This is a genomic window from Bifidobacterium sp. ESL0800, from assembly GCF_029395355.1.
Classification (GTDB): Bacteria; Actinomycetota; Actinomycetes; order Actinomycetales; family Bifidobacteriaceae; genus Bifidobacterium.
The window spans coordinates 1,982,736-2,008,084 of sequence record NZ_CP113913.1 but is presented as its reverse complement, the minus strand read 5'-3'; the positions used below and the strand labels follow the sequence as shown (position 1 = coordinate 2,008,084).

The 25,349-nt window shown below is 58.1% G+C and carries 17 protein-coding genes; 4 read left to right on the top strand and 13 right to left on the bottom strand.

The annotated features are described in order from the left end of the window. Positions 1 to 148: 148 nt before the first annotated feature. On the bottom strand, positions 149 to 277 hold the full coding sequence (locus OZX75_RS07610) for a hypothetical protein (RefSeq protein ID WP_277146039.1): 129 nt from the start codon (positions 275 to 277) through the stop codon (positions 149 to 151). 298 nt (positions 278 to 575) lie between these two features. Here OZX75_RS07610 and OZX75_RS07605 point away from each other — a divergent pair, with 298 nt between their 5' ends. Continuing rightward, positions 576 to 1,847, top strand: coding sequence for an ATP-binding protein (locus tag OZX75_RS07605; RefSeq protein ID WP_277146038.1), 1,272 nt, complete (start codon positions 576 to 578; stop codon positions 1,845 to 1,847). A gap of 547 nt (positions 1,848 to 2,394) precedes the next feature. On the opposite strand, the gene OZX75_RS07600 is transcribed toward OZX75_RS07605, so the two are convergent. From OZX75_RS07600 to OZX75_RS07580, 5 genes are all read right to left on the bottom strand, one after another. Continuing rightward, entirely contained in the window at positions 2,395 to 4,230 is a 1,836-nt protein-coding gene (locus OZX75_RS07600) for an ABC transporter ATP-binding protein (RefSeq protein WP_277146037.1), read from the bottom strand. A gap of 237 nt (positions 4,231 to 4,467) precedes the next feature. Further along, positions 4,468 to 6,327, bottom strand: coding sequence for an ABC transporter ATP-binding protein (locus OZX75_RS07595; RefSeq protein ID WP_277146036.1), 1,860 nt, complete (start codon positions 6,325 to 6,327; stop codon positions 4,468 to 4,470). Between the two features lie 325 nt (positions 6,328 to 6,652). After that, positions 6,653 to 7,213 carry a MarR family winged helix-turn-helix transcriptional regulator gene (locus OZX75_RS07590; protein ID WP_277147511.1) on the bottom strand — a complete coding sequence of 187 codons (561 nt, stop codon included), beginning with the start codon at positions 7,211 to 7,213 and terminating at the stop codon, positions 6,653 to 6,655. 927 nt (positions 7,214 to 8,140) lie between these two features. After that, on the bottom strand, positions 8,141 to 8,344 hold the full coding sequence (locus OZX75_RS07585) for a hypothetical protein (protein ID WP_277146035.1): 204 nt from the start codon (positions 8,342 to 8,344) through the stop codon (positions 8,141 to 8,143). A 388-nt stretch (positions 8,345 to 8,732) separates the two neighbouring features. Then, complete coding sequence (locus OZX75_RS07580; RefSeq protein WP_277147509.1) at positions 8,733 to 10,310, bottom strand: amino acid permease; 1,578 nt, start codon at positions 10,308 to 10,310, stop codon at positions 8,733 to 8,735. A gap of 136 nt (positions 10,311 to 10,446) precedes the next feature. Between OZX75_RS07580 and OZX75_RS07575 the strand changes: the two genes are divergently transcribed. From OZX75_RS07575 to OZX75_RS07565, 3 genes are all read left to right on the top strand, one after another. After that, complete coding sequence (locus OZX75_RS07575; protein ID WP_277146034.1) at positions 10,447 to 10,698, top strand: hypothetical protein; 252 nt, start codon at positions 10,447 to 10,449, stop codon at positions 10,696 to 10,698. Positions 10,699 to 10,888: 190 nt separating this feature from the next. Continuing rightward, positions 10,889 to 12,550, top strand: coding sequence for an amino acid permease (locus tag OZX75_RS07570; protein WP_277146033.1), 1,662 nt, complete (start codon positions 10,889 to 10,891; stop codon positions 12,548 to 12,550). A gap of 240 nt (positions 12,551 to 12,790) precedes the next feature. After that, positions 12,791 to 13,981, top strand: coding sequence for an ATP-binding protein (locus OZX75_RS07565; RefSeq protein WP_277146032.1), 1,191 nt, complete (start codon positions 12,791 to 12,793; stop codon positions 13,979 to 13,981). Between the two features lie 131 nt (positions 13,982 to 14,112). Here the strand turns inward: OZX75_RS07565 and OZX75_RS07560 are convergent, their stop codons facing one another. The 7 genes from OZX75_RS07560 to menB form a co-directional block, all read right to left on the bottom strand. Further along, entirely contained in the window at positions 14,113 to 16,656 is a 2,544-nt protein-coding gene (locus OZX75_RS07560) for a BspA family leucine-rich repeat surface protein (protein WP_277146031.1), read from the bottom strand. A 536-nt stretch (positions 16,657 to 17,192) separates the two neighbouring features. Further along, positions 17,193 to 17,567, bottom strand: coding sequence for a hypothetical protein (locus OZX75_RS07555; protein ID WP_277146030.1), 375 nt, complete (start codon positions 17,565 to 17,567; stop codon positions 17,193 to 17,195). 787 nt (positions 17,568 to 18,354) lie between these two features. Beyond that, positions 18,355 to 19,410: a ketol-acid reductoisomerase gene (gene ilvC, locus OZX75_RS07550; RefSeq protein ID WP_277146029.1), complete on the bottom strand. Its 1,056-nt coding sequence runs from the start codon at positions 19,408 to 19,410 to the stop codon at positions 18,355 to 18,357. Between the two features lie 281 nt (positions 19,411 to 19,691). Beyond that, positions 19,692 to 20,990, bottom strand: a complete 1,299-nt coding sequence (locus OZX75_RS07545) for an MFS transporter (protein WP_277147507.1) — start codon at positions 20,988 to 20,990, stop codon at positions 19,692 to 19,694. Positions 20,991 to 21,796: 806 nt separating this feature from the next. Beyond that, positions 21,797 to 22,147, bottom strand: coding sequence for a hypothetical protein (locus OZX75_RS07540; protein WP_277146028.1), 351 nt, complete (start codon positions 22,145 to 22,147; stop codon positions 21,797 to 21,799). Between the two features lie 44 nt (positions 22,148 to 22,191). Next, on the bottom strand, positions 22,192 to 24,267 hold the full coding sequence (locus tag OZX75_RS07535; RefSeq protein WP_277146027.1) for an AMP-binding protein: 2,076 nt from the start codon (positions 24,265 to 24,267) through the stop codon (positions 22,192 to 22,194). Positions 24,268 to 24,451: 184 nt separating this feature from the next. Continuing rightward, entirely contained in the window at positions 24,452 to 25,276 is an 825-nt protein-coding gene (gene menB / locus OZX75_RS07530) for a 1,4-dihydroxy-2-naphthoyl-CoA synthase (protein WP_277146026.1), read from the bottom strand. Between the last annotated feature and the right edge of the window lie 73 nt (positions 25,277 to 25,349).

Genomic DNA, 25,349 nt, shown 5'->3' with positions numbered 1-25,349 from the left:
TTGCAATACATTTTCGCGTAAATTAGATAGATAACAGATTTTTGTATAATAATCATGCTGTATTTGTCCAGCCCTATCATTTCAATTTTGACACTCTGTCAACGATAAAAATCCGCATGTTCTAGCGGCTATCGCACGGCCGAACAGGCTACTCAAGCAGCCAATCCATGGCGTTGACGATCTCGATGCCCTCGACTTGGCCCAGGCCGACCGTGTCGCAGGTGACGCCCATGCGCCGAATCCCCTGTTCGGCCGAAAGCCGCGCCAACGCGCGCAACGGGGCCAGTCTATCGTTTTTGACAGAAGATATATAATTTTTGATAAAAGTTATAAAATATACTATGAAAAGTCTGATTTAATTCGCACTTTTCTCATTATGACGAGAAAAGTTTACCTGTTGCCGTCAGCATCCAACCCAACGACCGGCGCCCCACCACACTTCGACAAAACGGCCAACTCAGGAAACAGAAAGTGGCCAACTCGGTAAACAGAATTAAGCCAACTCGGTAAATAAAAAACGGCCAACTGAGAAAACAGCAGATATAAATACTTACTGCCACAAGGAATCAGGAACCATGCACAGTTATCTTCCACGAATCTACGACAAGCTCCTCAAAGAACGTCTCGAAGCGAGCGGAGCGGTCTTGGTGGAAGGTACAAAATGGTGCGGTAAGACCACCACATGCACGCAAGCCGCCAAAAGCGTGCTCTACATGGCCGATCCCGAATCACGCGAGCAGAACCTCATCCTCGCCGACGCACAGCCAAGCGCTCTCCTTGACGGCAAAACACCGCGCCTGATTGATGAATGGCAGACAGCGCCGAAGCTGTGGGACGCGGTGCGCTTCACTGTCGACCAGCGCGACGACTTTGGCCAGTTCATTCTTACCGGCTCCAGCGTGCCGCCCGACAACAGCGAGATGTTCCACACCGGCACCGGACGCATCTCAAGGCTGCGCATGCGGCCCATGAGCCTCTACGAATCGGGCGATTCCAGCGGAGCAGTATCATTAGGCGACCTATTCGACGGCGCTAAACTGCCCGTCGCCAAAAGCGGAACAACCCTCGAACGGCTGGCGTTCCTGCTCTGCCGAGGCGGCTGGCCCAAGGCGGTCGGACAACCGGAACGCATCGCGCTGAGGCAGGCACGCGATTATGTGGACGCCGTCACCGATTCCGACATCTCACGCGCCGACAATACTCAACGCGATCCGCACCTTGCCAGACGACTCCTGCGCTCTTACGCGCGTATGGAGTCCTCGCAGTCGCCCACCGCGCATATCGCCGCCGACCTCCGCGGCAACGGAACCACGCCGAGCGACAAAACCGTGCAGTCGTATATCACCGCGTTGCAACGCATTTTCGTGGTCGAGGACATGCCCGCCTGGAACCCGAACCTTCGCAGCAAAACGGCGATTCGCACCGCCGACACACGTCATTTCGTCGACCCTTCAATCGCCGCCGCGGCCATGGGCGTCGGGCCTGAAGGAGCGCTGAAGGATCTGGAGACTTTCGGGCTGTGGTTCGAAAGCATGTGCGTGCGCGACCTGCGCGTCTACGCCGACGCGCTGGACGGCGAGGTCTTCCATTATCGCGACAAGTCCGGGCTGAAATGCGACGCCGTCGTCCACTTGCGCGACGGACGCTACGGACTCGTAGAAGTCAAGCTCGGCGGCGACCGGCTCGTGGGCGTTGGCGCGGAAAGTCTGCTCGCGCTTGCCAAGAAAATCGACACGACCCGCATGCCGGCACCGAGCTTCACGATGGTACTCACCGGCACCGGCGCACTGAGCTACACACGTCCCGACGGCGTGATGGTGGTGCCGCTGGCCACGCTCAAGGACTGAATGCGCCGTGCGCGGAAAGCGCGGTTTGATTGCTTCAAGGTGCATCTTTCACGCATCACCGTCAAAAAAGTGCACTTTGATTGTGCTATAACGCACTTTTCGCACACTGCTGTGAAAAAAGTGCACTTTGATCGTGCTATAACGCACTTTCCGCACACCACCGTGAAAAAAGTGCGTTTTACCCATGCCATAACGCACTTTCCGCACACTGCTGTGAAAAAAGTGCGTTTTACCCATGCCATAACGCACTTTCCGCACACCACCGTGAAAAAGTGCACTTTACCCATGCCATAACGCACTTTCCGCACACTGCTGTGAAAAAAGTGCACTTTACCCATGCCATAACGCACTTTCCGCACACTGCTGTGAAAAAAGTGCACTTTACCCATGCCATAACGCACTTTTCGCACACTGCTGTGAAAAAAGTGCACTCTAGCTGAGCTAGAATGCGCTTTTTGACCATATTGACGGCAGCGGCCATCTATTACCTAGTCGAACACCGTCTAGCCGATCCTTAGCCAGACCCTAGCCAGCCACTAGCCAGCCCTCAGTCGACCAGCTCGGAGAACTGGCTGTTGTAGAGGTCGGCGTAGAAGCCGCCCTTGGCCAGCAGCTCGTCGTGGGTGCCGCGCTCGACGATGTCGCCGTGGTTCATCACCAGGATCATGTCCGCGTCCTTGATCGTCGAGAGGCGATGCGCGATCACGAAGCTCGTGCGGCCCACCGTCAGCGCGTCCATCGCCTTCTGGATCAGCTCCTCGGTGCGGGTGTCGACCGACGAGGTGGCCTCGTCCAGGATCAGGATCGGCGCATCCTGCACCATCGCGCGGGCGATCGTCAGCAACTGGCGCTGGCCGGCCGAAAGCGAGGAATTGTCGTCGAGCACGGTGTCGTAACCCTGCGGCAGCGAGCGCACGTAATGGTCGAGCCCGACGGCCTTGCACGCGTCCTCGATCTGCTTATCGGTGACGCCCTTCTTGGCGTAGGCGACGTTCTCGCGTACCGTGCCGCGGAAGACCCACGTGTCCTGCAGCACCATCGAGAACTGCTCGTGCACGTTGGAGCGCGGGACGGTCGAGGTGTCGATACCATCGATGGTCATCTTGCCGCCGTCGATGTCGTAGAAGCGCATCAGCAGGTTGACCATGGTGGACTTGCCGGCACCGGTCGGCCCGACGATGGCGACCTTCTGCCCGGCCTTGACGGACGCAGAGAAGTCGTGGATGATCGTCTTGCCGGGCTCGTAGCCGAAGTTGACGTCCTTGAACTCGACGTCGCCGCGCACGCGGGTGGGCTTGCCGGTCTTCGGGTCGCGGCCAAGCAGCGCCGGCTTCTTGCTCTCGTCGCTCATCTCGGGCTCCTCGAGGAAGCCGAAGACGCGCTCGGAGGCGGCGGCGCAGCGCTGCAGGTTCTGGAAAGCCTGCGCGAACTGCGAAAGCGGCTGGGTGAAGAGACGCACGTACATCATGAACGCCACGATGACGCCGAACTCGATCTTGCCGTCGATGGCGAGCGCCCCGCCCACGATGCAGACGGCGACGAAGCTCAGGTTGCCGATCATGTTCATCATCGGGCCCATCAGGCCGGAGAGGAACTGGCTCTTCCACGCGGAATCGTAGAGGTCGTTGTTGTACTTCTCGAACTTGCGGATGGAGTCGGCCTCGCCGTTGTAGGCCTTGACGACGGTGTGGCCGGCATACATCTCCTCGACGTGGCCGTTGACGTCGCCGAGCGCGATCTGCTGGCGGGCGAAGTACTTCTGCGAATACTTCATGATCAGCATCATCACCACGATGCCGAGCAGCGAGACCACGATGGCGCAGAGTGTCATGATGACGTTGTTGTAGAACATCATGATCAGCGAGCCGAAGAACAGCGTGATCGAGGTGATCAGCATGCCCAGCGACTGGCCCAGTGTCTGGCCGATGGCGTCGACGTCATTTGTAATACGAGAGAGCACGTCGCCGTAGCTGGTCTTGTCGAAATACTTGAGCGGCAGTTTGTTGATTTTGTCGGAAATCGAGCGGCGCAGGCTCTGGCCGACGCGCTGGGTGACGGTGGCCATCATCCAGTGCTGGATATAGTTCAGCACCGCGTAACCGACGTACAGGCCGACGAGCAGCCACGCGATGCGCGTGACCTCGCCCATGTCGACCGCGCCCATCACCGGCTTGCCGTGCACCATGGCGGGCAGGCCTTTGGCGATGGCGTTGGTCATGTTCTTCAGCTGGTCCGGCCCGATGATCTGGCAGATGGTGCCGGCCGCGCCCAACACGAGCGCGACGACGATGGCGGGCAGGTATTTGCGGCAGTAACGCACCAGTTTGAGCATCACTCCGCCGAAATCGGCCGGCTTCTCGACCGGCCCCCTCATTCTTGGCATTTGTTGTCCTTTTTTAAAAGATTGATATTCGGATGGACATACGAGTGGAGAGTCAACGCTCGTTCCGTCAGCATTGCTGCCGGCATCTGTCACTTTTTACACGCTTGCTTTCGATCTCTACGTAAAAGGTGACAGATAGGGCCTCTATTTGTCACTTTGTGCATGGACCACTCCAGCAAGCAAGTCAAAGGTGACAGATAGAGCGGAATCCGGCGTCCTCTCATGGCATGTCCTTGTTTACGCGGCGAGCTCGTCGGGGCTCAGCTGCGATTCGGCGATCTCCTTGTAGACCTCGCAATTGGCGAGCAGCTCCTTGTGCGTGCCCTTGCCCACCACCTTGCCGTCGTCGAGCACGACGATCTGGTCGGCGTCCATGATGGTGCCGACGCGCTGGGCGACGATGAGCTTGGTGGCGTCGGCGGCGTGCGTTTTCAAGGCGTCGCGCACCGCGCGGTCCGTCTTGAAGTCGAGCGCACTGAACGAGTCGTCGAAGACCATGATCTCCGGGTGACGGTAGACGGCGCGGGCGATGGAAAGCCGCTGCTTCTGGCCGCCGGAGACGTTGGATCCGCTCTGCGCGATCGGCGCTTCGTAGCCGCCGTCCATACGGTCGACGAACTCGCTGGCCTGCGCCACCTCGCTAGCGGCGCGAACGTTCGCCTTCTGTTCTGCGCTCAGCTCATCGCGCTCACTTTCGCCCTCAATCAGCGCCAGTTCGCGCTTACGGCCCTTGGCGGTGGAGGTATCGGCCACCTCGACGGTCTCGGCGTCGCCGGGCCGGTCGCCGTAGCTGACGTTGGATGCCACGGTGCCCTTGAACATCACCGACTGCTGCGGCACGTAGCCGATCTTGTCGCGCAGCGCCTTGATGTCATAGTCGCGAACGTTGACGCCGTCAATCAGCACCTCGCCCTCGGTAGCGTCGTAGAAGCGCGGCACGAGGTTGACCAGCGTCGATTTGCCGGAACCGGTGGAGCCGATGAAGGCGATGGTCTGGCCGCGACGGGCGGTGAAGCTGACGCCGCGCAGCATCTCCTCGCGGGTGTCGGGGTACGCGAAACCAACGTTGCGGAACTCGACGGTGCCGGTCTCTCCCGGCTTGCCCTCGCGAGCCGTGCCGGACTTGACGGACGGCTCGGTGTCGAGCACCTCCATGACGCGCTGTGCGGAGACGTCGGCACGAGGCCAGAGCACGAAGACCATGCTCAGGAGCAGAAAGGCCATGATGACCTGCATCGCGTAGCTGGAGAAGACGACCATATTCGAGAAGTCGGTGAGTTTGTCGGCCGGCAGCGCCGCGTCCTTGATGAGGTAGGCGCCGATCCAGTAGATGGCGAGGCCCAGGCCGTTCATCACGCTCGACATGACGGGGTTCATCGCGGCCATCGTGCGGGTGGTGAAGAGTTGGGTGTCGGTCAGGTCGTCGTTGACGCGCGCGAATTTGGCTTCCTGATAGTCCTCGGCGTTGTAGGCGCGGACGACGCGCAGGCCGGTCAGGTTCTCGCGGGCGACGGCGTTGATATTATCGGTCAGGCGCTGCATCGAGCGGAACTTCGGCATGACCATAGTCATGATGGCGATGACGAAAACCAGCATGATCGCTGTGGCAGCGGCCGTGGCCACCGTCCATTCAAAGCCTTTGCCCGCGATCTTGAAAATGGCCCAGACGGCCATGATCGGCGCGCGGAAGACCAGCAGGACGCCCATGGTGATGAACATCTGAATCTGTGTGATGTCGTTGGTGGAGCGGGTGATCAGCGAGGCCGTGGAGAACTTGTTCATCTCGGCCGGCCCGAAGGATTCGACCTTGCGGAACTCGAGCGAGCGCAGACGCTGGCTGAACGAGGCGCCGACGCGGGCCATGAAGTAGCCGACGGCGATGGCGCAGACCACGGAGCCCAGCGAGACGAGCAGCATCTTGCCGCCCTCTTTCCAGATATCGGCCATTTGGCTGCCCGGCGTCTCGACCAGCGCCGTCACCTTGGACATATAGTCCGGCAGCTTCAGGTCGAAAAAGACCTGTCCGGCGATGAACGCCAGGCTCAGCAGCATCTGCCCGATCTCCGTTTTGGAGAGGTATTTGCTGATACGAAGCATGGATCCCCTTTCATACTTCCTTGGGATTGACGGCATAATTACCGACTACCCATACATTACTTACAGTGTTAGCTATTTTATTGGCGAAAGTTATGATACTCGCCAACGCTGAACGGCGTCCGCTTTTCACCCACCGCGTAGGAGCCTGCAAACCGAATGGCCGGTTCCTAGCGTCCACGCTACGTTATGCAAGAAAACGGACACAGGCTACTCGTAAACGGCCAGTTTCTAGCATCCACTCATCTCCGTGCAAGAAAACAGCCACTGGTGAGTGCCCAACGACCTATTTCTTGCACCCATACTCAACGATGCAAGAAAACGGTCATTACCCTTTGGCTTGCTCCGACTCGTCCGCATGGGGGCCGCGCACCTCTTCGCGCCCCGCTTCGAGCCACTCCTCGTGCCGTTGCTCCCAGTCCTTAAAGGCCTGCGAGACTTCGGCGGCATCGGGACGGCCCTCACCAGGCTTGCACACCGTGAGGTAGACGATGAATTCCTCGGCCAGGTTCACAAACTCGCGGGTGCGCCGCTCCCCCATCTGCGAGAAAATCCAGCAGACGGCCGAGTCGATCTTCCCCTGATCGTTCGTGGCCTGTTTTCGTCCGGCATCGGTCAGCGAGACCAATATGTTGCGTCGGTCCTTCTCGTCGATCTCGCGCGAGACGAGTCCCTTCGCCTCCAACGCCTTCAGCAGCGCGGAAACACGGCCCGAACTGGCATGCAGCGCGACGGCGAGCTGGGTAGGCGTGGCGGTGCCATGCCGCAGCAACTGGCGCAGCACGAATGGCTCACCGCGGTTCGAGCGGTCCAGCTCGTTCCATAGCACAGACTTGCTATTTGCCGCGCTCCAGTTGAGATCGCGCAACGCCTCCTGCTCAAAACCCATCATCCGCTCCGTTCTTCATTTGCAATGGATTTAATACTAACACCCATGAATAGTTTGCGGTAGAAGCTTTCGCGGACACAGAAACATCTAACAGAAAACAACCCTCGTATTTTGGCCCCATTGGCACATGTTTACCACACTTACTACAAAGAATTGAAACAGTCGAGATAACCTTACGCAATACTGCCACGGTCGGCGAAAACCGAGTCGCAACTCCTTATTTACCTTTTTATCTCCACAAGTCACAAGTCACATATCGAAATAAGAGATTTTGGATAGCGTAGAGATTTTCGAGAGGAAGTGCCCGACGCGGGTCGCCCCGCGCCGGGCCGGCCCTAGCTAACGCCTGCTCCACCTCCAGACGACGGCCAGCTCGCAACCGACAACGATTGCGAGCAGCACGTCAACCACGCATTATCCGCGTTGGCCGCCAGAACGACGGTCAACGCCACGATGGTCTGGATGATCTCAGGGCAGTTAGAACCCTTCCTGTTTGGGGACATAATGAAATGTCCTTTCAATGTATGCCGCGCCACGACGGACGCGGCGAGGTCGATACAGCCGGCTGGCTGCACGGTCGCACAAACCTTGGTGAGGGGCCCGGCGGCAGTTCCGTCCTACCGTGAAATAGGTATTACCCATGGTGGATAGTATACTGATAATGTTGGTTGCGGAGGTGACTCACCGGAATCTAGCCGGCCTATAAAGCTTTTATCCGTTGAGGCCACAACCGACGCTGGGATGTATGTCCCTCTCAATGTATGCCGCTGGCCCCGATGCTTGACAACGAGTACCGGGGCCGAGGTGTATCTGGGGTTATAGGCCAAATCACCTACAAAAACGTCTTCCCGCCTCAAGGGATGAACCCAAGAGACGGGAAGACGAAAAACTAAAAGTCTAAATTTCTAAATTCCGGCTGGAACCTGATCAAGCCTTTGCAACCGGACGGAGATCGGCGTGATGACGCTTGAGATACTCGCCAACCGCTTCACGAATGAGTACAGACGGACGAACCTCTTCATCCGCAGCTCCCGAGAGAACCCAATCCGCGAGCTCCGAAGTCGCGCGAACGCACCAAGTGCGTTCCTGAAGCTGACGAACACCGTGCTGTGCCTTAACTGCCTTAGCCATTTCCTACCTCCGTTTTATACATGAATATCCGTGTTACAGATAGTTTATTGTATCACCTTCCGGGTAACCGGAACAGCTTTTGGCCCAATTGTGAACCAGCTATCATTGCACAAACTACATTGATGTAAGTTTCCTTGACATCAATACTATTAAAGGTAATACAGAATTTGGGTTTGTCAATTCCAATTTCGCGTTTCTTAGCGATTTTCACAATTAGTTTCTGATAATAAATACCGAAAACCCAATATTTGCAATACTTTAGAGACGCCGAAGGCCTGTTAAAACCTTTTAAATATTTTTCATGCTTATAGCATAATCCAGTCAAAACAAGCAAAATCGACGACATCAAACGTTCCAATAGAAACGTATCAGAGGCATCCGTTTCCGTTCAGTTTAAGAGCTCGGCTTCTTTCCCGCGATAGCGAATCAGGCTGTAACCGCCGAAAAGCACCAGCCAGACCAGCCCGGCGACGGCCGAACCGCGGGTGTCGGGAGCCAAGAACAACGTGGCGTAGATGAACACGAAGAAGAGGATCGTCAGCGTATTCGTGAGCCTGTAGGCCGGCATCACGAAGCCGTCGGCCTCGAAATCGGAGGAACGGCGGTAGCACTGGTGCGCCACCATCGTCAGGATGTAGATGAAGATGATCGCGGCGCTGGAGGCCGAGGCGAAGAGCACGAACGCGCTGGAAATCTGCGGAATCGCGTTGATAACCGGCGAAAGCAGGATGAAGCAGGCGGAGACCACGATGGCCCGCGCCGGCACCTTGTTTTTCGACACGACGCCGAGTTTCTTGAGCGTGGGCGACTTCGAGACCTCGGCCAGCTGGAAGAGGTGCCGGCCGGCGGAGTAGAGCAGCGAATTGAGCGCCGAGGACGCGGCGGTGATGACCACGAAAAAGACCAGCGCCGAGGCCCACTTGAGGCCCGCGTACTGGAAGACCATGATGAACGGGGAGGCGAAGGAGCCGTCCTTGTTGGGCTTGAACGACTGCCACGGCACGATGAGCATGATGGCGATCAACGCGCCGACATAGAAGATGAGGATGCGCATGATGATCTCGTTGATCGCCTTCGGCAGCACCTTGCGCGGGTTCTTCGTCTCAGAGACGGTGACGCCCACGAACTCGATCATCTCGTAGGAGAAGAAGACCATCTGGAAGCTCATCAGGAAGGCGAGCCAGCCGTTCGGCGCCATGGTCAGGCCGTTGAAGATGTTGTCAAGACCGGCGTGGCCTGCCGGGCTGATGTGGTCGACGCCGTGGACCTGGACGGCCGGATAGTGGAAGTTGACGACGACCATGACCACGGCGGTGACGATCAGGCCGACGATCAGCGTGATCTTGATCATCGAGAACCAGAATTCCGTCTCGCCGAACGCCTTCACAGCGATCAGGTTGATCACCGCCAGCGCCGCGAGGAAGCAGACCTCGATCAGCGGCTGCCAGGCGCGCAGATTGAAGCCGAACGTGTCGAAGAAAGTGACGAAATACGTGCCGACCGCGGTGATTTCGCTCAGGCCCATAAGGATAAGGACGATCCAGTAGGTCCAGCCCGCAAAATGGCCCCAGCCGGAGCCGAGGTAGCGGCCGATGAAATTGATGAACGTGTGCTGGTCCGGGTCGTGATACATCAGCTCACCGATGGCCCGCATCAACAGGAACATGACCAAGCCGACGAGGATGTAGACCAGAATGATGCTGGGGCCGGTGAAGGCGATCGACTTGCCGGAGCCCAGGAACAGGCCGGTGCCGATGGTGCCGCCGATGGCGATGAACTGGACGTGACGGTTGCTCAGGCCGCGCTCGAGCTGGTTGCTCTCCTCGCCCGCGCTGCCGTTGCCACTGCCGCTGCCGGGCCGGGAAGCGTTCGCCGTAGCGCCCTTTGCCGCAGTGCTCTTTGCCGACGAATCGTTTGCAGCTTTGGCGTTGGTTTCGGCATTGGTCGCAGTATTCCCGCTTTCCATTAGTGTCATCTAAACTTCCCTTCGCTTTTTGCTGCTTCAAGCGCGCAATAGTGAATAGAGTACGCCGCAAGAGATGACATCGGGGTTTCCGTGGGCGATTTGAGTAGGATTTTTGTCGGTAAAATGACAATATACGATGAAAAATGACAATAATTATTGGATATTTCCCTGCGCACAACAAGACATTTCAGCGTTTATCGCAAGCCTTCAGCCCAAATGCAAAAGTTTCGGGCAATATCTCATAAAGTGGACTATTCCACAAGGCAAACGGAAGCCGGCCTCGCAAATCAGCCGAAATCCGCTTGAACCGGACGGGCCGAGCAAGCCCAAAGGCACACATTCGGACACCTTTACCCCCGAAACACGCGAAGCCCTTGCCGAATCATGAACCCATCGACGCAAATATCGCCTCACAGCCTTAGACTTTCGAAATGTTGGGGAAGTTTTCAGACGAGCCGCAAATTCCAGCCGCCAATCACGGCGCACGACCCGCGTGTTTTATTTCCGCCGAAACTTTCGCGTCCAAATACGCGATACGTAATACACGAGCAGGGAATCCCGTGAAAGAGGAGCGCCACATGACTGGTCAGTCGGGCACAATAACAGACAACAACACAAGCAGCGGGAACGGCGCAAGCCGTGCGAACGGCGGCACAGCAGCCGGCAACCTATCTGGCGGCGGCAGCGATACCGGCAATTTCGGAAACGGCACCGGAAAATCCGCAAAACCCAAAAAACAAGGCGGCAACCACGTGTTGCGCAAGCTCAAAACCCGACAGATCTCGATGATCGCCCTCGGCGGGTGCATCGGCACCGGCCTCTTCATGACCTCCGGCGGCACCATCGCCGAAGCCGGGCCTGGCGGCGGACTTGTGGCCTACGCGGCCATGGGCGTGATGATCTACTTTTTGATGACCAGCCTCGGCGAGCTCGCCACCAACATGCCGGTCTCCGGCTCGTTCGCGGTCTACAGCTCCAAATACGTCGACCCGGCGCTGGGATTCGCGATGGGCTGGGACTACTGGCTCAACTGGGCCATCGCCGGCGCCACCGACATCTCCACCGCCGCGCTTTTGATGCAGTACTGGTTCCCGAAGTCGCCAGGCTGGGTGTGGAGCCTGACGATGCTCGTCATCATCTTCTGCCTCAACGCCTTCGTAGTCTCGGCGTTCGGCGAGACGGAGTTCTGGCTGGCGCTGATCAAGGTCGTCACCATCATCATCTTCATCGTCGTGGGGCTCTTAATGATCTTCGGCATCATGTTCCAGCCGGCCGTCGGTTTCCAGAACTTCACCTATAAAGGAGGGCCGTTCATCGGCGGCCTGCCCGCAATCATGGGCGTCTTCCTCATCGCCGGCTACTCGTTCCAAGGCACCGAGGTCGTGGGCGTGACCGCGGGCGAATCCGAGAACCCGACGCAGGCGGTGCCGAAGGCCATCAACAACGTTTTCTGGCGCATCATTCTCTTCTATCTGCTTTCGATCTTCGTGATCGCGGCCATCATCCCCTACACCGACCCGAACCTCTTGGGCGCTTCCGACAGCAATATCGCGATGTCGCCGTTCACCATCGTCTTCGAGAAGGCCGGGCTGGCGGGCGCTGCGAGCATTATGAACGCCGTCGTGCTCACCTCGATTTTGTCCGCCGTCAATACCGGTGCCTACGCCTCCAGCCGTATGCTCTACGGCATGGCCAAGGACGGCTACGCACCCAAGTTCCTAGGGACCACCACCAAGCGCGGGGTGCCGCTGGCGGCGCTGATCACCACGCTCTGCATCGAGGCGCTGGCGTTCTCGTCGAGCATTTTCGGACCGAAATTCTATATGTGGCTGGTCACCGCGACCGGCCTGACCGGCTTCATCTCCTGGATCGGCATCGCGTTGAGCCACTTCCGCTTCCGTCGCGCGTTCAAGCTGCAGGGCCACCAGCTCTCCGAGCTCAAGTACCGCGCCAAACTCTTCCCGTTCGGGCCAATTCTGGCCATCGTGCTCTGCTTGCTGGTGATCTGCGGGCAGGACCTGCCGGGCTTCGCCTCCGGCAACTGGGGCGAGCTGCTGGCCACCTACTTCAGCGTCATTCTCGTCGCCATCCTCTACTTCGGCTTCAAGTTCACGCACCACACCCACATCGTGCGTTTGAAGGATATGGACGTGAGCTCTGCCCGCCCCGAGGTGCTGAAGAAGAAGGCCGAGACGATTCAGCAGGAGACGACGACCGCGGCTGGCGCAGAGCAGCAATAAGACACGGCACGGAAATAGGCACTGTTAGTCAATCTGTCGTAATAATTCTGTCAGTCTGTTGACACCTTTCATCAGATATCGTAAACGTTGTCAGCAGACTGACGCTTTCATACCCAACCAACAAAAGTTGTCACCAGACTGACACCTTTTCATTTTTTATGCTAGAATTGTCAGCAGACTGACACCTTTATTGTTTATTCGTCAAAAGTATCAACAGACTGACAAGTTTGGAGCATGAAGATGATAGACCGTCCTTATTATCTGGACTGGCTGGAACGCTGGCGAGCCAAGGACCCCATCAAAGTGGTGACGGGGATGCGCCGCAGCGGAAAGTCCAAGATACTCGAGATCTTTCGGGACCGGCTTGCCCAATCCGGCGTCAGCCCCAAGAACATCATCGCCATCAACTTCGAGAGTCTGGACGAGGACTACCCCACGCAGGCCAAGCCGCTCTACGACTACATCGTCAAGCGTCTGCAGCCGGGGCTCAACTATGTCTTCTTCGACGAAATCCAGCATGTCGAGCACTTCGAGAAGGCCGTCGACGCGCTATACATCCGCAAAGACACCGACCTCTATATCACCGGTTCGAACGCAAAGCTGCTTTCCAGCGAACTGGCGACGCTGCTCACCGGCCGATATGTCGAGCTCAATATGTTCCCGCTTTCGTTCGCGGAATACCGCAGCACGCGCCCAGAGTCCGAGACCGACGATCAGTCGTTCGAACGCTACCTCACCTACGGCGGCCTGCCTTACACCGCCTACCTCGACGACGAACAGAGCATCGCCGACTACCTCGGCGGAGTCTTCAACACCATCCTTGTGAAGGATATCGCCGTACGCCGGCCCAAGCTCGACATGCCGGCGTTCAACGCGGTCGCCGCATTTCTGGCGGACAACGTCGGCAACCTGACCTCCGTCAACGGCATCGCCAATACGATGAAACAGGAGCATACCGCGGTTTCGCGCAACACCGTCCAGGAATACATCGTGGCGATGTGCGAGAACTACCTGCTGTTTCGCGCCGATCGATATGACCTTAAGGGCAAGTTCTATTTGCGTACGACCGAAAAGTACTATCTCGGAGACCCGGGATTCAGGTTCTGGTTCCTTGGCAAGTCCGGCGGCGACACCGGCCACCGCATCGAAAACGTCGTCTACCTCGAGCTTTTACGCCGTTATCGCAACGTATCGATCGGTAAAACCGGCAACAAGGAGATTGACTTCTGCGCCACCGACGAGTCCGGCATCCATTACTTCCAGGTCTCGCAGACCGTGCTCGATCCTTCGACCCTCGCCCGCGAGCTCGCGCCGCTGCAGGCCGTCGACGACAACCACCCCAAGACCCTGCTGACGCTAGACCGTATCGGCAACGGCGACCACGCCGGCATCAAACAGCTCAACCTCCTCGACTGGCTGCTCGACGAATAAAGCAATCGATGCAACAATCATGAGCAGGCGGCGGCAACGGTAGTGGACTGATCACACGAAAAGACCACCAACGATGCCGCCGCCTGCTTGTTATCGGCTACTGGACTACCTCCGCTACCGGAAAGCGCCGCTCACCGGGGGAAGGACCACTCGGCCGCATGACGCACCGGCAGCAGGTCCTGTTTGCGCCTGAGCGCCATCGCCAGGAGGATAAACAGGAACGGCAGCAGAACGGCCAGCAATGCTCCTATCGGCGAACGCATATGCGTGGGCGACACGACGGCGGTGGTGTTCTCGGACGGGCATGGCGCCCCGGACGCCACCCACGCCACCTGGCACGCTTTGTAGCGCCTTGGAGCCTTGTTCAGCAGGTCAGGAACAGCGTCAGACCCTCCAGCCAAAGGCGCAGGAGCCGCGGCCACAGGCGCACGGCGCAGAACATTCGGAACCGATGGCAGAGCCGTCACCGGCGTGGTACCTGCTGCACGAGCAGACGGCGCGGAAGGCTTGGAGCCATTGGAAGTGTCGGATGGCACGCTCGTGCCCGGCTTATCCTTATCGGACTTGCCTTTATCCGCGCCCGGCTTCTTCGGCTGGTCAGGCCTTACTGCAGGATTGGCACCTGGCTTCTTGCCCGGTTTCGTTCCCGGATTCTTGCCCGGCTTCGTTCCCGAGTCAGACCCGGAACCATTGCCCGGCTTCGTGTCAGAACCAGTTCCCGGCTTCGTGTCGGTTCCACTACCTGGCTTTGTACCTGGATCGGTCCCGGGATTTGTACCCGCGCCCGGGTTTGTACCGGGATTAGTTCCCGGATTAGGCTGCGGCGCCACTTTCTCCCACTGGGCGTACAACGTGGATTGCCCGGAATGGAAATGAATCTTGCCGGTGCCATCCGCCGCCACCGACTTGCCGGTGCCGTCAGCCTTCGTGTTCCAACTGGCCACACGCCAGCCATCAGTGGTATAGGCGCCCTTCGGGTTGACGGTGACGTTCGGCTTCAGGCTGGTATCCGCGTCCCCTACAGGCTGAATCTGCTGGGGCATGAGTTTGCCGGGCGTCCCGTCGAACGAAACCGTGGTGCCTTGCGGGCCGTTCGGTGCGTAATTGACGATCACCCTGCTTTCCTGCCACTCATACACGCCCGCGCCAATGCCGCTGGCCGGGTCGACATTGGAGTTAGTGACGCGCTGGTTGAGTTCGTCTTCCGCATCTTGACCGTAGTTGGTGTCACCGTCCTTCTTCCCGATCCATAGTGGCAGACCGGTGCCGTCGTCGTCCAATGGGAATTGCGCCCAACGCCCGGTGTAATCAGGGTCGAGACCTTCGTCGTTATAGTCGAGATTATCGTCGCTCTCATATATGCTGTATTTTCTGCCAGGACGGACATGAAAATTGAAACCATAGGTGCATACGGTCATGCCGTTGGCGTCTTTGTCCTTATCCCAGTCACCATTCCTGCACAGCACGGTGTCGGGACCGACGGTGAACCTCTTCACGCCCATGGGGAACTGCCCCTCCATACCGCCCCAGAAGGGGCCGCCGCGGAAGCCGCTCAGATCCAGCGAAGTGATTTTCGTGCCTTCGAACATGTGATCGGAGTCGGGGCCATCGTCCCATGGATAATTATGGGTCGGCTCCCAACCGGAGATATCGATGTCGGTCAACGAATGGTCTTGACCGAACATAAACCTGAACCTCCGGACCTTGGTTACCTTCAACTGGCCCACGCCCTTGATTTCAGTGAGGAGAGGCCTGTAAGCAAACATCATCTCCATGTCTTCGACGTTGCTGGTGTCCCATCCGGTAATGTCGATGGTCTTCAGACGTTCATGCTTATCAGGATGCCTCCAAGTGTCGTAGAGTCCATCAAACATCTCCATCATGCTCGTCACGCCGGAAACATCCCACTCACCGTTCGGCCCCGTATGCAAATCCAGCGAAGTCAAAGAGGGGGTGCCTTCGAACATATATTGCATACCGGCGCAGGTGTTGCCCCTCACGTTGCCGGTCTTCCATGAGTGGATATCAAGAGAAGTCAGTGAGATATCGTCGTGGAACAGAAAGTCCATATTGGTCGCACGGCTCGTGTCGATATCATTGATGCCGTCAAAAGATACGACGCTCGTCAAGTCCTCGAACTCATTGCTGACATCGCCGACCAAAGCGGTATGGGCGGGGTCATCGAACACGACGCGCGTCACTTTATGGGACAAACTGTTCGCATCATCGCTTGGGTAGTAACTATGACTGTGATCCTGCGCCCTTTCGTCGTCAAGAACGTCGGACAAGGAATTGTAGAGCGAATGATAGATATCATTGATTTCATACGATTCATCGGTGATAATGCCCGGGCACACATGCGCGACCAACGGGTCCTTGGCATCCATGTAGATCGATGCGGGATCCGTCGCAGGATTGGAGGAAGCAGGGCAGGAATCCACCTTCTTGATCTCCAACTTCCTGACATCCAGATCATTGCCGTTTTCGCTCTTGGCATTCACAGCGTTGCTCGCAGGCTCACTCTTCTGCTGCGGCGCGGAGGCGCTTGTCTCGCTGCTGCCGGTTTGCGTTTCCGCCGTTTCCGCGGTCCCGGCGGCGTCGGCGGCTACCGAGACTCCGAGCAACGTCGCCGCGCAAGCCAGCAACCCGATAGCGCGATACAAAAATCGTTTCATTCTTTCCCCAATCCGCCTTTATGACACAATAAACGACACATAATGCCACATTCTGTACGCATTGTGACTTATATTACGTTTTTGTTTGGACTTTCCGTGCAATACACAACAACCCACAATGAATGCGCAAACCTTTTGAAAACAAAGGATTACTGGTGGCGTCACCTTCGACACACCACGCACGACGCTTGCTTATGACCGATGCACGGAAAAGAAAACCGCAAAAGCGACGCGACTGGCATCACTAAATCCATTGACCTTCTTGCCGCGTCGCCCAAACGGCCAACGAACCGCTACCTTATTGACACCCTATTGTCCGTCGCTTCGTTGCCTCATCGCCTCGTCGCTTTGCTGCTTCATTGCTTCGTTGCTTCGCTGCCCCTCGCCCCGTCGCCTATAAAAAAGTTGCCTCCCATCCGTTAGTTCACGAATCGGGAGGCAACTTAACAATCAACTAAAAATCAAATCACTTTTGTTACCGACGTTATAGACCCGGCGCCAAGCGCAACCATGCAGGCGGCCGGGTAACCGCAGCGTCAGGCAACGAGATATGTCGTCGTCACCGTCTCGGCTTCGGCAACGCTGGCCGCATAAGCGGCGGATTGAACCTTGGAGTCGGCGGTGTCGCCGGCCTTATTGCCTTGCTCGGGCTTGGTGGCGGGGTTGACGTGGATGGTGGCGTCCGGGCCTTCCTGAGCCTCGGAGCCGGTCTGCATGTAAATCGCGGAAACCGGATGCGGCGCCTCGACGACCGTATAGGTGTGCATGTCCTTGAGGATCGCGAACACGGCCACAGCGACAAGCACAAAGATGGCAACCTTGTAAACGATGCCCTTGATACGGGAGACGACAATCATGGCACGGGACTTCTTGTGGGCCGGCCTCGCTACGAATCGGTTGCTTCTTCTCATGATTGTCATCCTTCTCTTTATTTGGTTGCCCCTTGCCTGGGTGGCCCGTCGCGCAGGCCGCTTGCGTAAGAAGTGATTGATAGATATTCAACAAGTGATTGCTGAATGTGTAAAAAGAGTACCGCTTCTCACGGTGTACCAAAGACCAGAATTTGCGTTTCGTGATACTTTGTTGCGCGACCATCGTTTGACATAATTTTGTCTAATTATGCAAAAACCGTTGATTTTATTCAGTTTTCAGCCACTTAAAACCATATAACCCCGGTTAAGAGCAAATATTGAAATGTCGCCTCCGTCACAATTCAAAAACGCCATACAACGAAATGAAAGATTCACCTAGCGAAATAGACGCCAAATCACGAAATGCCACATGCGTGAAATGAGCGAGCGACCTGTCCATATCCCCATGATTCCAGTGCCTAAGACGGTGTTCACTGCGCGTAATGATGTGTCGTATTGCGCATTACAAGCCGCAATCCGTCGCGATCCAGAAAACCGGCTTGAAGCCGCTTTCGTTTCATGCCGCATTGCACAAAACGAACCCCGAAACAGACGAGCCGCATCCATCTACTTCAGTTTCGAACGGCATCTATCATCTTTGACGAAGAATATTATGCATTTTTCTACGATTATTCACGAGATTATGCATTTGGTGGCTATTACGCGACAACAACCTAAGGAACAACAAAAGTGCCACCGGGCCGAAACCCGATGGCAACCTTTACTCTCTATCTCTCGCCGGCAGACCCGACGGGCGGTGCAAGACCGTCTAAATCAACAAACCGAATTACTCCTGTACCTGCGTACGGGCGATGTCGCCGTTGAAGGACTCGTTCTCGTCGGCGTCCGCGGCCTTGCCCTTGAGCCAGGAGAACATCGAACGAAGCTTCGGGCCAACGGTCTCGATGCGTTCGTGGCTGTACTTCTGCTGCAGCTCCTTGAAGCGCGGGGCGCCGGCGGCCTGGTCGTCCATGAATTCCTTCGCGAACGAGCCGTCCTGAATGCGCTGGAGCTGATGCTCCATGTTGTGGCGGGTATGCTCGTCGATGACGGTCGAGGTGAAGTCGCCGTACTGAGCGGTGTCGGAGCAGGACCAACGGGCCTTGTTCAGGCCGCCCTCGTTCATCAGGTCGACGAGCATCTTCAGCTCGTGGCAGACCTCGAAGTAGGCGATCTCCGGCTGGTAGCCGGCGTCGGTGAGGACCTCGAAGCCGGTCTCGACCAAGTGGTTGACGCCGCCCATGAGCACGTCCTGCTCGCCGAAGAGGTCGGTCTCGGTCTCTTCCTTGAACGTGGTCTTGATGGCGCCGGCGCGCAGGGCGCCAAGAGCCTTGGCATAGGCGAGGGTGATGGCCCAGCCGTCGCCCTTGTCGTCGTTCTCGCAGGCGACGACCACCGGCACGCCGCGGCCGGCAACGTACTCACGGCGAACGATGTGGCCCGGGCCCTTCGGAGCGACCATGAAGGTCATGTGGCCCTTGCCCGGCTTGATGTAACCGTAACGGATGTTGAAGCCGTGCGCGAACGCGAGCGCCGCATCGGGCTTCATGTTGGGCTCGACCTCTTCCTTATAGATCGTGCCCTGATACTGATCAGGAGCCAGGAACATAATGATGTCCGCTACCTTCGCCATATCAGCAACGGACATGACCTCGAGTCCCTGCTCCTTGGCGTACTCAACGGACTTGGAGGTAGGCCGCAGACCGACGACGACGTCCACACCGGAGTCGCGCAGGTTCAGCGCGTGAGCGTGACCTTGCGAGCCGTAACCGATGATGCCGACCTTCTTGCCATCGAGAACGGAAAGATCAGCGTCGTCTTCGTACCAGATTTGTGCTGCCATAATATGCACTCCTTGCATAATTTATTATTATTTGCCCCGAAATCAGGCACTTTGCCTGCCGAGGCCTAGAAACTGGCTCTTGATCAAAAAGGGATTTTGTCCCGTTAACTGTTCATTGTAACGCCGGTCACAGTGCTAACCACGCCGCCGTCCAATTATCGAACAATTATTTGCAACAATTACCCCGGATCTTGAGCCGGCTTCACATCCTTATATTGTTATTGTTCTTGCTATTCAGTTATCGGTATTCGGTTATGAATAATGTTGAGCATTCACCACGGTCACGCGGTGAAGTCGGTGTCCTTGGTCTCCTTGCAGGTGAGCAGGGCGACCAGGCAGCACAGCGCCATCACGGCCATGTAAAGGCCGACGGAACGCACGCCCCAGTGCGAGGAAAGCCAGGTGGCGACGGTCGGAACGAAGGCGGCGCCGACGATGGCGGCGAGGTTATAGCCCAGGCCGGAGCCGGAGTAGCGGACGTTGGCGCTGAACAGCTCGGGCAGGATCGCGCCGACCGGGCCGAACGCGATGCCCATCAGAGCGAAGCCGACGCACAGGAAGACCATGATCTCGGCGAAGTTGCGGTGGCCCATCAGCAGGTAGGGGAAGACGAACGAGAAGACGACCAGCGCGACCGCGGAGAACATCAGCACGCGGCGACGGCCCAGCTTGTCGGCGTAGACGCACGAGAGCACGATGAACGCGGCGAACACGCAGATGGCGACCATGAGCATCAGCAGGTACTCGCGGTTGGTGAAGCCGAGGCCGCCGCCGCCCTCCGCCTTGGTCTTGGTGCCCCACGCCAGCGACCAGGTGGCCAGCGTATAGAAGAGCGTGTAGGTGACCGCGACGATGAACGTGGCCTGCAAAACCTGACGCCAGCTGGTGCGGAAAACTTCCTTGAGCGGGGACTTGACGGTCTTCTTCTGTTCCTGCGCGAGGCGGAAGATCGGGGTCTCCTCCATGTGAACGCGGACGACCAGGCCGATCACGACCAGCACAATGGAAAGCAGGAACGGCACGCGCCAGCCCCAGGCGAGCATCTGCTGCTCGTTGCAGAACGATTCGAGCAGGAAGTAGGTGCCGTTGGAAAGGAAGAAGCCGATCGGCGCGCCGAGCTCGGGGAACGAGCCGTAGAGCGCGCGCTTGTTGGCCGGGGCGTTTTCGGTGGCGACTAGCGCCGCGCCCGACCATTCGCCCCCGAGGCCGATGCCCTGGATGAAGCGGCAGAGGCAGAGCACGAAGACCGCGAGCAGGCCCCATTGGCTGTATGTCGGCAGGCAGCCGATGAGGAACGTGGCGATGCCCATGGTCATCAGGCTGACCACCAGCGTGGTCTTGCGGCCCATACGGTCGCCGAAGTGGCCGAAGATCAGCGAGCCGAGCGGGCGGGCGACGAAGGCGATGCCGAAGGTCAGGAGGCTGACCAGAAGCGCCACGGTCGGGTTGGTCTTGTCGGAGAAGAAGATCTTCGGGAAATAGTTCGCCGAAGCGGTGCCGTACGCGTAGAAATCGTAGAATTCAATGGCCGTGCCGACCATCGAGGCGGCGATGACGGTGCCCACCGAATCGTGCGCCATCGCCTGAAGTTTCGCCTTGCGTTCGGCCGCCGCGGTGCTGGACCCGCCGTTGCCGTTGCCACCGGTGGCGCTTGTACTGCCGTTCCCAGCCGCTGTGTCGACTGTTGTCATAATGCTCTCCTCTGGTGCTTCCTGCACCGATAACTGCTTCATTCGTTCTCTCGTCGCTCTTCCGCCGCTCTCCCGCCCACGGCCTGCGTTCTCTCAGCGTTGCGTTCGGCGCCTCGCGGGCGGACGATCTGGAATCTTTGCCGTTAAAACTGGCTGGATTCTGGTCGCGTAACCGGTTTTGAGCGTTGCTTGGTTTGAGTTATCGAGTATTGAGTTGTATTCGTTGTATTTGTTGTATTTGTTCGTATACGTTCTTGCGGCACTACCGCGGTGACCTTTTGGGGCGCGATAACAAAAGAACCCTGCGCTTGATTGCAGGGCTCAGAAAGCTATACGTTTCGATATTGTTGATATCGCTATTCGTTCGACCGAACGATTCGCTTGCTTGCCCTGCCTTCATTGGCGGGGCTCAAGCTGAATGTGGAAAATCAGGCCGCCAACGAAGACGGGCTAATAATTCGTGCCGATTGTGCAGCTACGTTCATCATTCCGTTCCTCATGGCGTCCTCCTTTCGCATTTACCGAGTTCTTTCGGGTTCGTGACCCGTTTAGTCAGTTACCATAGACCCGGCAACGCGAATCCGTCACCGGGCTGTCCATTATTCGGACACGTTATCTAGTCACCACACGTAAAAGCGCCTATTACGACACTGCCACTGCGGCTCTGCCATCGCGACGCGGATTCGCTTATCAGCCTAGACTTCTGCCACGTCATTATCGGCATTGTCATCGCCGTCATCGGCAGCGGAATCAGCGGCAACAGTGCCAGTACTATCAGCAACGCCAGCGGTTTCGACGGCATCAACGGCATCGGCAGACGAATCCGAGACACCGGTTCCGGTTCCGCCGTCTTCCGGAGATGCAGCCAGACCGGAACCACCCGCAGCCGGCTCAGCGGTATCTGCCGCGTCGGCCCCGCCGTTCACCGACATCGAGCGATGACGCAGATAGACAATCACGCCGCCGACCGCGAGCAGAACGATTATCAGCACGACAACGCCCGCGATGGCTGCACCAGTCGACGCCAAAACATACTCACCACTCATAGAAACCTCCTCGCTCAATGGTTCCACACTAGCAGCAACGCCGGTTAGCTTTCGTCGGCTGCGTTGCCCTTCCCCAATAGGAAGCGGCGCACTTTGCCGGTGCTTGTCTTGGGCAGGGAATCGACGCGATAGAAGCGCTTCGGAACTTTGTAATGCGCCAGACGCGCGCGGCCGAACTCGCGGAAGGCCTCGGCGGCGGAGGCCGGTAAAACCGTACGCGCAATGGCTTTATCGGACTCGGCCCCAAACGCAGACTCCGACTCCACCGCGGCGGCATCGACAGCACCGGCTTCTTTCGGCACAGACCCGTCCTGTCGTTTGCCGCTTTTGCACACCACGTACGCCACCGGCACTTCGCCCCACGTTTCGTCGGGCTCAGAGGTGACGGCAATCTCGCTTATGCCGGGGCAATCCGCGTAAACCCGCTCGACCTCCTCGGGGAAAACATGCTCACCGCCGGAAATCATCATGTTGTCGAGCCTGCCGTCGACGTAGAGGTAACCGTCGGCGTCGAAATGGCCGACGTCGCCGGTCTTGTACCAGCCGTCCGCGGTCTTCTTGGCCTCCAGTGCCCCCGGCCGGTTGAGGTAGCCCGGGGTCAGCGCGTCGGTTTTGATGAGGATTTCATCGGTCCGTTCGGCCAGTTTCAGCGAGGTGGTGAAGTACGGTTTGCCGCTGGAAAGCAGCTTGCGCGCGCCGTCGGCCGTGCCGGTGCCAACGATTTGCGAACAGGTTTCGGTCATGCCGTACGAACGCACGACCACCATGCCCAGCTTGTGGCATCGCTTCAGCAGCGCGAGGTCGGATTTTTCACCGCCCAGAATGAAGCCCTTGAATGCCGGCGAATAGCCGAAATTGGCAGGCAACAACCTTGTTGGAGCCATCTCTTTCAATGCGCCCGCTGCCTGTTTTTTCGCCATCGGCGCAGATGCCGTATCTGACATGGCATTCCGCGTCGCGCCCGACATCATATCTGACGATAAGCCGGAAACCGTGTCCGTCACCCCGCCAGATATAGTTTCCGCAACCGAGCTTGACTCCATGCCCGCCACCCCAACCGATGTCGAATCCGGCGTCGCGACCGACACCGCACCTGGCACGCTGCTAAAGCCATCGTCGACCGACATGCGCCGCTCATGGACGGGCACCAGCTGCTTGAGCATCGTGGGCACCACCGAGACCCATGTCACCGGCTCGTCGGTCAGGATCCGCTCCATCTCACCAGCGTCGAAATGGCTCATCAACCGCACCGTGACGCCAAAAATCAGGCCGCGCAGAATGATGGAATAACCGCTGATATGGAAAATCGGCACGGCGCACAGCCACTCGTCACACGGTTCGGTGCCGAGGTTGAGCGCCACGCTCGTCGCCGAGGTGAAGTGGTTGCGCACGGTCTGCTGAATGCCTTTCGGCGCACCCGTCGACCCGGAGGTGAACATGACGCTGACCACCTGATCGTCGGCGAATTCCCTCGGAATCGCCGAAGCCGCAGCATCCAAACCTTCGACATCAGATTCGCCGATGCCCACGCCGACAACGCTGGCAACATCAACAACGCCGGTCGCGCCGCGAACATCCACGCCATTATTGTCCACGATTCCGGCTTCGGCCACGCCCCCATCAGGGTCACCGGGTACCACGCCACCGGCGCCAGCCTCAAAATTGAACGTTGCATCGGCACCAACTGAGCTGGAATGGAGGCCATCGGCCTTCAATCTGCCGGCTTCGGCGAACACCTGATCAAAACTCAGCACACGGACGCCGGTCTCGCCAGATGCCTTGTCGCTCAACAGGTCAACAGGCAAACTGTCATCCTTAAGACAGCAGGCGACTTCGGCGTCGCTCATTTGCCGGGCAAGCTCGTCATTGGTCAGACGCTTGTTGAGCCAGACCACCGTCTTGCCATACAGCAGTAGGGTGACGGCCATCAGGTAACCACGGAGGTCGTTGTCGGAAACCAGCGCGACATTCCGCGTCTTGAACGCCCCGAACCGACCAAGCACCGCGCCCAGGGCCCTGGCCCGTTCGAACACCTCCCGGAAGGTGCAGCGCGTCTCGCCGTCATCCACCGCCAGCCGGTCCGGTGTCAACTCTGCCCGTTTCAGCACCCAGTTATCCATCAGCAGCCCTCGCAACTATCACTTTTTTCACATCAAAGTGCGAAAAGTGCGAACTGACATCGCTAAAACGCACTTTTTACACCTGACAGGTCAAAAAGTGCGAATTAGCAGTGCTAAAACGCACTTTTTGCACACGACATGGGCCGCAGAGCGTCTACAATCACAAGCCGCAGCCCGCCCTCGATCACGGGAACTTCGGGAACTGGTCGAAATTCGGCGTGCGCTTCTCGTTGAAGGCGTCGCGGCCCTCCTTGGCCTCGTCGGTGGTGTAGAAGAGCATGGTCGCGTCGCCGCCGAACTGCTGCAGGCCGGCGAGCCCGTCGGTCGCGGCGTTCATGGAGGCCTTGATGAAGCGCAGAGCCATCGGCGACTTGGTCAGCAGCTCGCGGCACCACTTGATGGTCTCGTCCTCGATGTCGGCCAGGGGGACGACCTTGTTGATCCAGCCCATCTGCAGCGCCTCCTCGGCGGTGTAGAAGTGGCCGAGGAACCAGACTTCCTTCGCACGCTTCTGGCCGATGACATCGGCGAGCAGGCCGGAACCGTAGCCTGCGTCGAAGCTGCCGACCTTGGGACCGGTCTGGCCGAATTTGGCGTTGTCGGCCGCGATGGTCAGGTCGCAGACCAGTTGCAGCACATTGCCGCCGCCCACGGACCAGCCACGCACCATCGCGATGACGGGCTTGGGGATGATACGGATGAGGTGCTGCAGGTCGAGCACGTTCAAGCGCGCGACGTGGTCGGAACCGACGTAACCGCCGTTGCCGCGCACGCCCTGGTCGCCGCCCGACGAGAACGCGAGGTCGCCCGCGCCGGTGAAGATGATGACACCGACCGTCGCGTCGTCGCGGCAGATGGTGAAGGCGTCAATCAACTCCTCGATGGTCTTCGGTGTGAAAGCGTTGCGCTTCTCCGGCCGGTTGATGGTGATTTTGGCTATATGATCGAGCCGTTCGAAGAGTATTTCGTCATACTCCTTGACGGTCTCAAAGGTTTGGTCGCTTGTCATTGCCTCTCCTTCATGGTTCATTTCACCCTACCGCATCCAAGCCGCTGTATGCTATGAATGTGCTGCGCTTCAC